Genomic DNA, 14,520 nt, shown 5'->3' on the forward strand with positions numbered 1-14,520 from the left:
TATTCGTTATAATTACAGCTGTCATTTGTACATCATGCGGATAATAAAAATGTCGGAGTCAGGGTTTACTTTTTTTAGTTATGTCACGGTAACGGGCACCGCAAAGGCTTCCTGTTCATGGAAAAGGAATACAAAAAAGCCCCATCGCGTGATGGGGCCATAACTATTTTTTAGATGTAATCAAAGCGTGCAGTAAAGAAACGCAACTGCTTCGGCTCGTAAATAAACTTCAGCCCGCGAATATCTTCTTTGTGCTGGTAAAGTTTAATAATACCGTCAGCCACGACATCCATATGTGCATAGGTATAAACACGGCGTGGAATAGTCAGACGCACGGTTTCCAGTTTCGGTCTGTGGTGTTCACCGGTCACGTTATTACGGCCCGCAGAGATAATTCCGCGCTCCATACTGCGCACGCCGGTTTCCACATAGATGCTGGCGGCCAGACTTTGTGCCGGGAACTCGTCCTGCGTCAGATGCTCGCAGAAGCGACGCGCATCGAGGAATACCGCGTGACCACCCACCGGTTCAACAATCGGTACGCCAGCGGCTTTCAGCTTATCACCCAGGTAGCGAACCTGCTTCACGCGGTGCTCGATGTACTCATACTGCATGGCTTCGCGCAGGCCAATCGCCATGGCTTCCATGTCGCGTCCGGCCAGGCCGCCGTAGGATGGCATACCTTCGTAAACCACGACTAACTCTTTGGCAGAAGAGAACATTTCGTCATCGTTCATGCACAGGAAGCCGCCGATGTTCACCAGACAGTCTTTTTTACCACTCATGGTACAACCGTCGGCGTAGCTGAACATCTCATGCACGATCTCGGCGATGCTCTTGTTCTCAAAGCCCTGCTCTTGCTCTTTGATAAAGTAGGCGTTTTCCACGCAGCGGGTAGCGTCGTAGAACACTTTAATGCCGTGCGCTGCCGTCAGTTCACGCACCGCACGCATGTTCGCCATCGAGACCGGCTGCCCGCCTGCGAGGTTAACCGTCACCGCCAGGCAGATATACGCAATATTCTCTGCGCCTTTTTCATCAATCAGTTTTTGTAATTTTTTAAGATCGATATCACCTTTAAACGCAATATTCAGACCGGCATCGTGCGCTTCGTCACGAACAATATCGACAAACACCGCACCATTTTTTTCCTGGTGATAACGGGTGGTAGTGAAATACATATTCCCGGCAACATATTGCCCTGGTTTAATAGCCAGCTGCGATAACAGGTTTTCTGCGCCACGCCCCTGGTGAGTCGGAACAATATGTTTAAAGCCGAACAGTTCCTGCACAGTTCTTTCCAGATGATAGAAGTTTTCGCTGCCCGCGTAAGCTTCATCACCCATCATCATTCCGGCCCACTGCTTGTCGCTCATTGCGTTGGTGCCACTGTCGGTCAGCAGGTCAATATAAATATCTTTCGAATTTAACAGGAAAGTATTGTAACCCGCTTCCTGCATTTTCTTAAGGCGCTCATCACGCGGGATCATAGATACAGTTTCAACGCTTTTAATACGGAAGGGTTCTGCCGGATAATTCATTTTGTTTCTCCAGTAACAGTGGTCATGTACGTATTAATGTGAAGTAAATCATACCTGGTTCATCAATAAAGTCTGATGAAATATAACTATTCGCCTCCTGAGCCAGGGGGAGAAATAATGTGGAGGCACTATGCAAGATTTGATTGATTATGGAAATAGCCCGGTCAACATTAATCACTGGCAATAATTTAAAAAGCTGTAAATGTGAGTGATGCAAATCACACGTCATTTTTTTACCCGTTCATATTCAACGAGTTTTTTTTGCGTGTTGATTTGCCCTTCACCGTTGCATGTCACTGGAGAGGGAAAATACTGAAAACTTAACTTTCCAGGCTGTTCTCATAATGTATTGCTCAATGAGTACACCCCAATTTGTGAGAGTCGGATCACTTCGCTGGTTTAAATTTGTGATTCATATCACTAAAAGTGTAAAGCAAAGTGTACAATTAAGCGTTGTTTCAGAGTTTGCTATTTGCTTCAGTGAGTTAGATCGCATTTTTGGTCTGATGCCGACAGGCGTTGTTTTCTGGAGCGTGGGGATATTCAGGCGCGTGAAAGATAATGAATAAATACGATGAATAATACCGGATTTATTGGGATGAAGGCGTTTTCTATTTATTCCAAAAGCATGCTATTCGCGCTTATTTCATCTTATTTACATCTGGGCTTACCGAAGATCACTGGGGGAATTTACAGGGGTTTTATTAGCTAGATACGAAGGTGCGCCAACACCTGCGCATCGCTAATCACAGTAACTATTTATATAAACGTATAACAGGAGGGACATAATCCCTCCTGTTCTCGCGATAATTATTTCACTAACGCGGATATATCCTTGAACAGCGAATGGGTTATTTCTACACCGTCACGAGTTGTACGCATACGGGAATGATAGCGACGCTCGCCCGGCAAACGCGCTCCTTGCCGCTGCATATCGGCAAAGAGTTTCTCGGCACGTGCCAGATGCTGCGGAGCCTCCCGTCCCAGAAAGCGGGCCGGGTCCAGGGCCAGAATCAGCTCGCCACCATAGGGCAACCCGCCAGCCCCCTTATCCCACGCCAGCGATTCCGCGCTGGTCATATCGCCGATGAGCGGTCCGGCAAGCAATTCCACCATTGCCGCCAGTGCAGACCCTTTATGCCCGCCAAACGTCAACATCGCGCCGTCGAGGATCGCCTGCGCGTCGGTGGTGGCCTGACCGTCACCGTCAATCCCCCACCCTTCCGGCACCGCTTTTCCCGCCCGTTGATGGAGTTGGATCTCTCCCCGTGCCGCCGCACTGGTGGCCATGTCGAAGATAAACGGGGATTTTTCTTCACGCGGCCAGCCAAATGCTATCGGGTTAGTGCCAAAAAGCGGCTGCGTCCCGCCTGCGGGAGCAACCCACGCATGGCTGGGCGTCGTCGCCAGCGCCACCAGCCCCGCCTCCGTGAGCGGCTCAACGTCGGCAAACAGCGCCGAAAAGTGCACACAGCGGTTAATCGCCAGGGCTGCAATACCGCTGTGGCGCGCCTTTTCTATCAGCAGTGGAAGCGCGCGCTCGAATGCCAGCAGAGAAAATGCCCCACCGGCGTCCACCTTCACAATGGCCGGTGCGGTATCGGTGACAACCGGCTCAGCGTCAGGTGACACCTTTCCTTTACGTCGCGTCTCCACAATCCCCAGCAACCGCCACAAACCATGCGAGGCACAGCCATCACGCTCACCGTGGGTCACGTTTGTCGCGATCGCCACGGCATGCGCTTCACTGAATCCGTTCCCGCGCAGCACCTTATATGCCAGCGCATAAGCCTCTGTTAACGAGAGGTTTACCATCTCCATGACTGACTCCTTTACTCTTCTTCATCACCGGTAAAGTTAGCCCGCGGCAGACAGGTTCGCTCACCCCAGTAGTAAATTCCCAGCGACATCACCGCTACCACCACCGTATCCCACGGATGACCAATCACCCCTGTGCCCCCAAAACTGCCCAGCCAGGAGAAGAGCATAATCAGCGCGTAGAAAGCGATAAGCCACAGAGACGATTTCACCTGCTGCGCCAGACTCACGGTGTGTACCGGCACTTTTGATTTGCAAAGCACATAGACGACAAACATCACAATCTGCAGTCCCAGCAGCCATGACAGCGTGCCCCAGCCAGACCAGAATACAATCAGCGCCGAAATCACAAACGACACCGGACCGATAATCCCGAAGGCACGCACGCGGAATGGGCGCGGCAAATCCGGTGCATTACGACGTAGCCCCGCCGCCGTGACCGGGGCAATGGCGTAGCTCAGTACCAGCGCCGCCGACACCACGCTTATCAGCTGTTCCCATGACGGGAACGGCAATGTCCAGAAGATAGACAATGCAAAGGTCAGCCACAGCGCCGGACGCGGAATGCCAGACTCTTTATCGATGTGGGTAAACGTCTTAAAGAAGGTGCCTGCTTTCGCCCAACCATAAATCACGCGCGGCGTGGCGTTCATGTAGATATTGCCGGTACCACTTGGGGAGACAATCGCGTCGCACACCACCATAAACGCCAGCCAGCCCATACCGAGCGTAATGGCGATATCCCGGTACGGCAGCGAGAATTGCTTGCTGATCTCCGCCCAGCCGCCACCCAGCATATCGGTCGGAATACTGCCAAGAAATGCCAGCTGCAACAGCACGTAAATAATCGTCGACAGCACCACGGATAAAATCAGCGCCACCGGGATGGTACGCTGCGGATTCTTTACTTCACTCGCCACAGAAATAATTGGCGTCAACCCCAGGTAGGCGAAGATGATCCCACCGGCGCTAATCGCAGCCTCAACGCCCGACATACCAAAGGGTGCAATCCCCTGAACGTGCAGGTTCTCAGGTTTGAAAAAGGTAAATAGCGTCACAACGACCGCTAGCGGCACCAAAAATTTCAGAATACTGATGATGTTATTGGAACGGGCAAACGTTTTTACGCTGTAGTAATTCAGCCCGAAGAACAAACACAGCAGCAAAAACTGCACCACCCATCCCAGCAGCGTTGGGTCGCTTGAGCTAGTTTGAGTCAGCATCGGGAACCATGCTGCCGCATACTGCCGCGCAGCAACAATCTCTATGGAGATGAGGCTTGAAAACGCAATCAGCGTAATAAATCCAAGCAGATACCCCATCAACTCACCGTGGGAAAAGACCGGATAACGGATAATCCCCCCGGCACGAGGCAGTGCCGCGCCCAGCTCACAATAGACAATCCCTAACAGCAGAACGGCAATCCCGCCGATGACCCACGAGGCAATGCCCGCAGGTCCGGCAATCGATGCCACATGGCTTGCGGCAAACAGCCAGCCGGAACCGAAGATAGCCCCAAGCCCAATAAACGTCAGGTCGGTTAGCGTTAGCTGCTTTTTAAATTTACCCACCTCAGCAACGCGGGCCTGTGTTTGGTGCGTAGAGTGAATCGTCATGGTCATGCCCTTCAGTCAACAGAGGGGGAAATGGCTTCCCGGGTCCACTGCCCGTTAATCAGGCGCAGCAGGTTCAGAGGGTTGTCATCCTGGACAGCAGGCGGAAGCAGCGCGGCAGGCACATTTTGCAGGCATACCGGGCGTAAAAAACGGTCGATGGATTGCGTCCCTACCGAGGTACCGCGAGCATCGGTGGTGGCAGGCCACGGACCACCGTGCACCATGGCATCACAAACCTCGACACCGGTTGGATAACCGTTAAACAAAACGCGTCCCGCTTTTTCGGTGAGGGCTGGCAGCAGGCGCTGCGCCAGCGGCCCATCATCAGATTCGGCGTGCACAGTAGCCGTCAGTTGGCCCGGAATCACGCACAAAATGGACTGCAACTCCGCCTCATCGGCCACCTCGACCAATACCGCCAGCGGGCCAAACACCTCCTGCTGTAGCAGTGGATCCTGTGCCAGCAGCAGCGAAGCCGGAGCCTGATACAACCGGGCCTGCGCGCGGCCGATAACCGATTCATCAGACCCTGCCAAACGCTGAATATGCGGATGTGCCTCAAGCGCGCTGACACCCTCTTCATAATGGGCAAGCGTCGGGGCATTCAGCATGATCTGTGCCGGTGCCTGGTCAACCGCGACCTTCAGCGCCTGCGTGAAGCTGGACATACCCTCGCCGCGTAAGACAAGGATCAGCCCCGGCTTGGTACAAAACTGCCCACATCCCAAAGTGAAAGAGGACACCAGCTCATTGGCCAGCGTTTCTGCCCGCGTGGCGACGGCCTGCGGCAGAATAATCAGCGGATTAATGGCCGACATTTCCGCAAAGACGGGGATCGGCTGCGGACGCTGCTGCGCCAGCTGCCAGAGCGCCTTACCGCCGCGCAGCGAACCGGTAAAACCCACCGCCTGAATCGCCGGATGGCGAACCAGATCCGCGCCAATATCGGTGCCGAAAATCATGTTAAAAACGCCCGCAGGCAGGCCAGATGCCGCGACCGCACGCACAATCGCCTGGGCAGTAAATTCCGCCGTCGCCATATGTCCGGGATGGGCTTTCACCACCACCGGACAACCCGCCGCCAGCGCGGATGCGGTATCGCCTCCCGCCGTAGAAAAGGCCAGCGGAAAATTGCTGGCCCCGAACACCGCCACCGGGCCAAGCGCGGTCAGATACTGACGCAGGTCCGGGCGCGGCAGCGGCTGGCGGTCAGGGAGTGCGGTGTCAATGCGTACGCCAAAGGCATCGCCCCGACGCAGCACCCCGGCAAACATGCGTAGCTGATTACTGGTACGGGTGCGCTCTCCCTGTAACCGCGCCAGCGGCAGTGCCGTTTCCTGGTGGGCTATGGCGAAAAAATCCTCGCCGAGCAAATCCAACTCGTCGGCAAGGGTGTCGAGAAAGCGGGCACGCACGTCTGGCGCTGTCTGTGAATAGACAGGAAACGCCTGGTCAGCCGCCTCCGCCGCGGCGGCGGCCTCCTCACGAGAGGCCGGGTAAAAATGGTATCCGGTCAGCTTGCCGTCAGCGGCACGCAGGCTTGGCAGCGTCGCCTCACCGCTTGCCACGCGGCGTCCGGCGATAAACTGCTGACCCGAAACAGAGAGAGGTAGCGTCATCATCACTCCTTTACTTAAAGGCCAACATCCGGCAGCTGTGGACGGGTCGCCAGCGCCTTCTCAACAATCGCCACCACTTGCGCACGGGTATCCCCTTCCAGCGCCAGACGCGGTGGACGGGTAATGGCGCTGCCACGCCCCAGCAATTCTTCACAGAGCTTGATGCACTGCACCAGATCCGGGCGCGCATCCAGATGCAGCAACGGCATAAACCAGCGGTAAAGCGCCATCGCTTCCTCATAACGCTGTTGTTTCGCCAGGCGGAACAACGTCTCCCCTTCACGCGGGAAGGCGTTCGACATTCCGGAGATCCAGCCTTCCGCCCCAACGGCAACGCTCTCGACCACCACATCATCCAGCCCAGCGAACAGCACAAAGCGGTCGCCAACAGAGTTACGCAGGTCGATAAAACGGCGGGTATCGCCGGAGGAGTCTTTGAAACAGACGATGTTGTCGCAGTCGGCAAGCGTCGCCAGGATATCCGGCGTCACGTCGTTTTTGTAAATCGGCGGGTTGTTGTACACCATGATAGGCAGGTCGGTAGCCGTAGCCACACTGCGGAAGTGGGCCGCTGTTTCATGCGGTTTTGAGGAATACACCAGCGCAGGCATCACCATAATACCGTCGACGCCCACGCGCTCTGCCTCTTTCGCCATCTTCTGTGCAAACGCGGTGGTGAATTCGGCCACCCCCGCAATGACTGGGATCTGACCGCCCGCTGCATCTTTCGCTACTTCGATGATCTGTAGCTTTTCCTGCGTTGTCAGAGAGGTGTTCTCCCCCACGCTGCCGCACACCACCAGGCCAGAAACACCATCCTTGACCAGGTTTTTCATCACCGTATGGGTGGCATCCAGATCCAGGGAATAATCGCTACGAAACTGGGTGCTGACTGCCGGGAATACACCGCTCCAGTGAATGGCTTTCTTGCTCATGTTCGGTTCCTTGTCGTTAATTTGTTAATTTAAAGTGAATGAATGGTGAATATTCACTGACAGATTGACGTTTCAGGCGACCGACTGCTTGGTGGTTTTCTTCCTCTTTGATGACGAAATTAGCACAGTGAGTGTGTCTTACCCGGCAAGCGTAATGCGAAAATCACGCGGCGTAGAGCCCGTCATCGCCTTAAACTGGCGGCTAAACGCGCTGTGATCGGTATAACCGCACTGCAACGCAATATCGGTAATCGGCGTATCGCCCGCCAGCAGTTCGGTGGCTTTTTCCAGCCGAACTTTGTGGATCATCTGGCGCGGCGTGAGATGAAAAATACGCTTACAGTAGCGCTCAATTTGCGCCACCGACATGCCGCTCAGGGCGGTTAGTTCTTCCATCGCGATGGGACGGTGATAATGGTTGCGGATATGATCGTCGACGATCGCCAGCCGCTGCCACGCCGGGTGACGCGCCTGCGCTTCCTGCAGATCGTGTGAAATCCCCGCCATACCGATGACCTGGCCCTGCGCATCCCGCAGCGCCAGCTTCTGGGTCAAACACCAGCCGCGTTCACGACCGTTGTAGAGATGCATTTCCAGCTGATCGCGCAGCGTTACCCCTTCGCGCAGCACCCGCATATCCTGCTCGGTATAGCCCAGCCCAAGCGCTGAAGGGAAAACATCAGCAGAGGTTTTACCCAGCAGAGAAACGACCGTCTTAAACCCGCAGCGTCGTGCCAGGGTCATATTGACCATCAAATAGCGGGCCTGCACATCTTTGATAAAAAAAACCACATTCGGAATGGCATTGAGCAGCGGCGCAATCAATGCCATCGCATGGAGCAACGTCTGGATATTGTCCGGACGCTGACGCGCCAACCCCTCACATATCTGGCTAAGTTCAGCCACTTCAGGCACCGGCGACGGGGCCCGCACATCATTAATCACACAGGACATCACGCTTCCTCCCGATTAGTGATCTGAATATTTATTAACTTTTTGTTAACCTAGCAAGCATCCTTACTGCGTTTTGCGATCCTGCCGTAGATTTATAATTTCCCCTTTTCCAGCCACTGGCGCAGTTGCCTATTTTGGTTTACCACGTCACTAACAAAATGATTAATAACAAATAAATATGATAATGCCTTAACGATGACAGCGGTCATTATGCTGATTTCGTCATTTGCGGTGACGAAAGCGATCAAGCCGGGACGCAAGGCTTGCGTCAGCATTTAGCAACAAAACATTAACTTCCCGGAGATCCTATGACAGCACAGTACAGTGAACTGAGAGTGATTGATTCTCACACCGGCGGTGAACCCACTCGCCTGGTCATCGACGGCTTTCCGGATCTGGGAACGGGGAACATGAGCGAGCGTCGCGAGCGCTTTTCCCGCGACTACGACGACTGGCGTAAAGCCATTATTCTTGAGCCACGCGGTAACGACGTTCTGGTCGGTGCATTGCTCTGTGAACCGGTTTCGCCACATGCCACGGCGGGAGTCATCTTCTTTAATAACTGCGGCTTTCTGAACATGTGCGGTCACGGCACCATCGGGCTGATTGCCTCGCTGGCATGGCTTGGGCGCATTCAACCCGGTAAACATCTGATTGAAACGCCGGTGGGCGATGTGACGGCCACACTGCACGAAGACGGCAGCGTCTCGGTCGAAAACGTGCCGGCCTACCGCTGGCGTAAGCAGGTACAGGTTGAAACCGTCCACGGTACGGTAACGGGTGATATCGCCTGGGGCGGCAACTGGTTCTTCCTCGTCAACGATCATCCGTTCGCGGTCTCGCCGGAAAAGATCCCTGAATTGACGGAGTACGCATGGGCAATCCGTGAAGGGTTAGATCGTGCAGGCATCCGTGGCGAACATGACGGCATTATCGATCACATCGAACTGTTTGCAGAAGATGATCGCGCGGACAGCCGCAGCTTTGTACTCTGCCCCGGTAAAGCCTGGGATCGATCGCCCTGCGGCACCGGCACCAGCGCTAAGCTGGCCTGTTTGGCAGAAGATGGAAAACTCAAATCCGGAGAATCCTGGCGGCAGGCGAGCATCATCGGCAGCGAATTTACGGCGCATTTCGTGCCGCATGGCGACAAGATCGTCCCGACGATCCGCGGAGAGGCATGGGTCTGTGGTGATAATAAGCTGATCCTCAATCCTGAAGATCCGTTCTGCTGGGGGATCTCACTGTGATCGAAAGTGACGTCATCGTCATCGGTGCCGGGATTATCGGGGCCGCCTGCGCCTGGCAACTGGCCGCTCGCGGGCAGCGAGTCACGCTGGTCGATGACGGCAATGCGGGCGCGACGGCGGCGGGTATGGGTCACCTGGTGTGCATGGATGACGATCCTGCGGAGCTCGCACTCTCCGCCTGGTCCTTGGAGAGCTGGCGCAAACTGACGCCCCGGATGCCGGAAAGCTGTGCCTGGCGCGGATGCGGCACGCTGTGGCTGGCGGAAACGCCGCAAGAGCTTGCGCTGGCAGAAGAAAAGCAACAACGGATGGCACAATACCAGGTTGTCAGTGAAATGCAGACCCGCGATCGGCTCGCCGCACGCGAACCGCTGCTCACCACCGGACTCACTGGCGGGCTGTGGGTCCCCGGCGACGGGATAGTTTACGCCCCAAACGTCGCCCGCTGGTTTATTAACGATGCCGATTTAACGCACCTTCGGGATAGCGCCCTCACTGTTGATGCCCCTTACGTCACTCTACACAGCGGCAAACGACTGCGCGCACGCGCCATCGTCATCGCCAGCGGTCTGGGTGCCAATATGCTGCTGGGTGAAAACTGGCTCAGACCCAAAAAAGGCCAGTTGGCGATTACCGACCGCTACGGCCCCTTGCTCAGCCACCAGCTGGTAGAGTTGGGATACGGTGCCAGCGCCCATGCAGGCGGCACCTCAGTGGCATTTAACATTCAGCCACGCCCCACCGGACAGTTGCTGATTGGCTCCTCCCGCCAGTTTGATAACACCGACCGCGAGGTTGATCTCCCCCTGTTGGCACAGATGCTGGCGCGCGCGCGCCATTTTTTACCCTCTCTGGAGACGCTAAATATCATCCGTTGCTGGAGCGGTTTTCGCGCGGCATCGGCTGACGGTAACCCGCTGATTGGCCCACATCCTGCGCGTCCGGGTATCTGGCTGGCGCTGGGACATGAAGGACTCGGCGTCACAACCGCGCCAGCAACCGCCGAGTTACTTTGCGCCCAGATCCTTGGCGAGCGCCCGGCGGTGTCCCCGGATGCCTGGCTTCCCGCTCGCCTGCACAAGCAGGAGGCCATCGCATGACGACCCTGAACGTAATTATCGACGGCCAGACCTGTGAGGTTCCCGTCGGAATGAGTATTGCAGCAGCACTGGTCCTGGTGGGCAACGGCGTGACCCGTCGTTCGGTGAGTGGTCAACTGCGCGCGCCCTTCTGCGGAATGGGGGTGTGTCAGGAGTGCCGCGTCACGGTGAACGGACACCGGGTGCTGGCCTGCCAGACGGAATGCCAGCCTGAAATGGTGATTGAAAGGAGCCATCATGCAAAGCGTTGACTGTGAGATCCTGATCCTTGGCGCAGGGCCTGCCGGATTGTCGGCGGCACTGGCTGCCGCACGCTGTGGAAAATCAGTGATAATCCTTGATGATAACCCGCGCCCCGGCGGGCAAATCTGGCGCGACGGGCCGCAGGTCTCACTCCCCCGGCACGCCAGACGGCTTCGTCAGGCGGTGGCGGAACATCCCAACATCACACTGCTGAGCGGTGCCCGGCTAATTGCCCGCCCCACCCCACATTCCGTAGTCTTCGAAACCGCAGACGACTGCGGCGAAATCCGCTGGCAGCGGCTGATTTTATGCTGCGGCGCCAGAGAACTCTCGCTGCCTTTTCCCGGCTGGACACTACCCAATGTGACGGGGGCCGGAGGCCTGCAGGCGCAGATAAAACATGGCCTGCAACTCAAGGGGGAACGCGTGGTCATTGCAGGCAGCGGTCCTCTTCTGCTGGCGGTCGCCAGTACGGTGAAACGCGCTGGCGGGAATATTGTCGCCATCATCGAACAGGCCCCGATGACCGCACTGGCCCGTTTCGCAACCGGGCTATGGCGCTGGCCTGAAAAATTGCGTCAGTTCGGCGAGCTCTTTCCAGCCCGTTATCATCCGGCAAGCCAGGTCATCCAAGCGCAGGGTGATCCCTGTCTGCAGTCAGTGACCGTGCGCCACCAGGGACAAATCCGGGAGATCGCCTGCGACAGGCTGGCCATTGGCTATGGGCTGGTACCGAATATAGAACCTGGCGCAATCTTTGGCTGCAAAACAGAAAATCAGGCTATTTGGGTCGATGCGGCGCAACGCACCAGCGTGCAGGATATCTATGCGGCAGGAGAATGCACCGGCTTTGGCGGCAGCGAGCTGGCGTTAGCCGAGGGAGAAATTGCCGGCTATGCCGCCGCAAATTGTCCGCAAAAGGCCCAAAGCGCCATCTCCGCGCGCGCCCGCTGGCAGCGTTTTGCCCAGGCGTTGCATACGACGTTTGCGCTGCCGGAGTCGCTAAAAGCCGCGACCACCGCAGATACGCTGCTCTGCCGTTGTGAGGATATTCGTTGTGGCGACGTGCAAAACGCCGAAAGCTGGCAAGCGGCAAAGCTCGCATCACGCTGTGGAATGGGGGCCTGCCAGGGAAAAGTCTGCGCCACCAGCGCCCGCTGGCTGTACGGCTGGCCGCTGCCGCAGCCGCGCGAACCGCTCTCCCCTGCGCGTATCGACACGCTTATCCATCTAGCAAAACCAGAGGGGTGATGGTCAGGTATAAAGGCGCCCACTGGCGCCTTTTTTGATGTGGTGTATCCGTAGACCATTTCGTCAAAGGGATTAATTTTTATCTTCACCCATATCTATTTCGCTCTGTGTATTGGGAACCGAGCGTCCTATTTATGCCAAACATTCAAAAATATAAAGGGAATGTCATGCATGTTTAAAATATGATAAACCCAACACTTCAAATTACCGATATTGCTTTTATTAACAAGCAGAAACCAGCATAACACCCCAGGAAATAACCTTTTCTTTCCATATGGTTAGAAAAAATAACACTTACTAAAGCAAGGTTTATTTTTATAAAACACCCCTATGAATGAGCATGAATAACTTTAAAATAATATGGCGAAAAAAGTGTTTTATTTAATCTGCGAATTCGATAATGAATATTATTTTTAGTGTTGGCCGTAATAGACACAGCAACGCTTGATTAAGTGATATTTTGCGAGCAAAATCGCAATTATTTACCCGAAAATGAAATCAATGACTTCCAGTAAATCCCTGCAACAGGCAATTGCTGACATCACCATCTGGCGTAAAGGCGAACAGCGCGCGCCGCACAAGCCCCTACTGCTGCTTCACGTGCTGGCGGGGTATCAGCAAGGCCATGACCGCCTGTTTGATTACGGTTCAGAAGTTCGCGCCCCTTTGCATAGCCTGCTGGAGCGATTTGGACCACAGCGCGCGCAGTACCGCCCGGATATGCCCTTCTGGCGCTTACAGGGCGATGGATTCTGGGAGCTCCAAAACGCCGAGCATTGCTCAACATCCAGCAGCAGCAAACAGCCCCCCGCCGGAGAACTGGTGACGCATAACGTTGCGGGAGGTTTTGATGAACAGCATTTTGCCCTACTGAAAAAGAGCAAAAACCTCATTAACACCCTGGCACAGCAAATTCTCGAGGCTCACTTCACCGAAAGCATCCAGGAAGAGATCGCGGATGAACTGGGATTTGATATCCTGCAAATCCGCAAACAGCGGGACCCGTTGTTCCGCCAGCAGGTTCTACGAGCCTATAACTATGAATGCGCCATTTGTGGCTTCAATATGCGCCACGACAGCACCTCAGTCGCCCTGGAAGCCGCCCATATCAAATGGAAACAGCACGGCGGTCCGTGCGAGATTTCGAACGGCCTGGCGCTGTGTGCAATTCATCATAAAGCCTTTGATAAAGGTTCGATTGGGCTGGATGAGAGTATGCGAATTCAGGTATCACCCGCAGTGAATGGCAGCGGTATGGTGGGCAGACTATTCTGGGATTTCGACGGTAAATCGATAGCGCTGCCGATGATGCGCGAGAATTATCCAAAAGAAGGTTTTGTGGAGTGGCACAGGAAGGAGGTGTTTAGGGGGTGAGTGCGAAGGCCGGACTCGCCTTTTCTTTTAATTCATTGAAAATTAATGGGTTGTGAGATTTTATTTTGGGGATTTGCCCCCAAAATGGGACATAAAATTGAATACTGCGTGGAAGATCACAAAGTTGCGTGATTATCACTCATCGACAATTCCTATCCTAACCCTAAATTGCCTCATCAGCCCTCCACACCACATATGATGTGTTTAGTGCAGTTCTGAAGACACTACAACCTCGATATGCTAAAACTTAACCAGGAACTGAGGATGGCCACATGACCCAAAAAACTATCGTTAGTGTCGCTAGCTATGTTCAACAGCTGGCAAAAGATAACAATGTTACAGCTAACCGTGATGGCATGAGCCGCGTTGCTGTGACCATTACTGCACTTGCCGATGACTCTGTCGAGCTGGATAACGTTGAGCAATTACTGGTAAACCTTAAAAAGAAAGGTGTACTCAGTAAATCTGAAATTTTACAGCTTCAGGGACGTTACTTCCGCGAACAAAAGCACCTTCATAAAAAAGCCACTGCATGAGTTTTGATCCATTTGGCGATTTCGATACCGCAGGCTACCTTCAAAATGCCCTTCAGCTTATGGAGCCTGAAAAGGTCAAACGAGTAGAACATCTTGCTTTAAAGGCGTCCATCCACAACCCCATCTGGCCATCTTCCAAGGTATACAGTTGGCGGATGCGTATGGAGTAGACCATGCGTGATTCAGTTCGCCAGACAGCAGCGTTTTCCATGAATATAGATCCATCTGGTTTAGAAGGAGTTCCAATCTAACGATATTGGGACCAGAATCACAGGCGGCAGTG

At 54.6% G+C, this 14,520-nt stretch carries 13 protein-coding genes; 6 read left to right on the forward strand and 7 right to left on the reverse strand.

Annotated features, from left to right (window positions below; all coding sequences use genetic code 11):
* Positions 1 to 170: 170 nt before the first annotated feature.
* The 7 genes from OGY13_RS10330 to OGY13_RS10360 all read right to left on the reverse strand — a co-directional run bounded on the left by OGY13_RS10330 (position 171) and on the right by OGY13_RS10360 (position 8,758).
* Entirely contained in the window at positions 171 to 1,541 is a 1,371-nt protein-coding gene (locus OGY13_RS10330) for a tyrosine phenol-lyase (RefSeq protein ID WP_016155590.1), read from the reverse strand.
* Between the two features lie 810 nt (positions 1,542 to 2,351).
* The gene (locus tag OGY13_RS10335) at positions 2,352 to 3,362 is read right to left on the reverse strand and encodes an Ldh family oxidoreductase (RefSeq protein ID WP_213752374.1); all 1,011 of its coding nucleotides are present in this window, start codon (positions 3,360 to 3,362) and stop codon (positions 2,352 to 2,354) included.
* An 11-nt stretch (positions 3,363 to 3,373) separates the two neighbouring features.
* A complete protein-coding gene (locus tag OGY13_RS10340; protein WP_213752375.1) occupies positions 3,374 to 4,975 on the reverse strand; it encodes an APC family permease in 1,602 nt (533 codons plus the stop codon).
* Between the two features lie 11 nt (positions 4,976 to 4,986).
* Positions 4,987 to 6,594 carry an aldehyde dehydrogenase (NADP(+)) gene (locus OGY13_RS10345; protein WP_213752412.1) on the reverse strand — a complete coding sequence of 536 codons (1,608 nt, stop codon included), beginning with the start codon at positions 6,592 to 6,594 and terminating at the stop codon, positions 4,987 to 4,989.
* Between the two features lie 14 nt (positions 6,595 to 6,608).
* Entirely contained in the window at positions 6,609 to 7,529 is a 921-nt protein-coding gene (locus tag OGY13_RS10350) for a dihydrodipicolinate synthase family protein (protein WP_213752376.1), read from the reverse strand.
* A gap of 138 nt (positions 7,530 to 7,667) precedes the next feature.
* Positions 7,668 to 8,483, reverse strand: coding sequence for an AraC family transcriptional regulator (locus OGY13_RS10355; RefSeq protein WP_008786078.1), 816 nt, complete (start codon positions 8,481 to 8,483; stop codon positions 7,668 to 7,670).
* 92 nt (positions 8,484 to 8,575) lie between these two features.
* Complete coding sequence (locus tag OGY13_RS10360; RefSeq protein WP_048215035.1) at positions 8,576 to 8,758, reverse strand: hypothetical protein; 183 nt, start codon at positions 8,756 to 8,758, stop codon at positions 8,576 to 8,578.
* Between the two features lie 33 nt (positions 8,759 to 8,791).
* Between OGY13_RS10360 and OGY13_RS10365 the strand changes: the two genes are divergently transcribed.
* From OGY13_RS10365 to OGY13_RS10390, 6 genes are all read left to right on the forward strand, one after another.
* On the forward strand, positions 8,792 to 9,733 hold the full coding sequence (locus tag OGY13_RS10365) for a 4-hydroxyproline epimerase (RefSeq protein ID WP_213752377.1): 942 nt from the start codon (positions 8,792 to 8,794) through the stop codon (positions 9,731 to 9,733).
* Positions 9,730 to 10,833 carry an NAD(P)/FAD-dependent oxidoreductase gene (locus OGY13_RS10370; protein ID WP_213752378.1) on the forward strand — a complete coding sequence of 368 codons (1,104 nt, stop codon included), beginning with the start codon at positions 9,730 to 9,732 and terminating at the stop codon, positions 10,831 to 10,833. Before OGY13_RS10365 ends, OGY13_RS10370 begins: the two co-directional genes overlap by 4 nt.
* Complete coding sequence (locus tag OGY13_RS10375; protein ID WP_048227173.1) at positions 10,830 to 11,084, forward strand: (2Fe-2S)-binding protein; 255 nt, start codon at positions 10,830 to 10,832, stop codon at positions 11,082 to 11,084. The genes OGY13_RS10370 and OGY13_RS10375 overlap by 4 nt, the downstream gene beginning before the upstream one ends.
* A complete protein-coding gene (locus tag OGY13_RS10380) occupies positions 11,071 to 12,327 on the forward strand; it encodes an NAD(P)/FAD-dependent oxidoreductase (RefSeq protein ID WP_213752379.1) in 1,257 nt (418 codons plus the stop codon). The genes OGY13_RS10375 and OGY13_RS10380 overlap by 14 nt, the downstream gene beginning before the upstream one ends.
* Positions 12,328 to 12,828: 501 nt before the next feature.
* Positions 12,829 to 13,701, forward strand: a complete 873-nt coding sequence (locus OGY13_RS10385; RefSeq protein ID WP_213752380.1) for a phosphorothioated DNA-binding restriction endonuclease — start codon at positions 12,829 to 12,831, stop codon at positions 13,699 to 13,701.
* A gap of 272 nt (positions 13,702 to 13,973) precedes the next feature.
* Positions 13,974 to 14,237 (forward strand): hypothetical protein, encoded by a 264-nt coding sequence (locus OGY13_RS10390; protein WP_047743275.1) that lies wholly within the window; start codon positions 13,974 to 13,976, stop codon positions 14,235 to 14,237.
* The last annotated feature ends 283 nt before the right edge of the window (positions 14,238 to 14,520 follow it).

This window comes from Citrobacter sp. Cpo045, from assembly GCF_030332875.1.
GTDB classification, from domain to species: domain Bacteria; phylum Pseudomonadota; class Gammaproteobacteria; order Enterobacterales; family Enterobacteriaceae; genus Citrobacter; species Citrobacter portucalensis.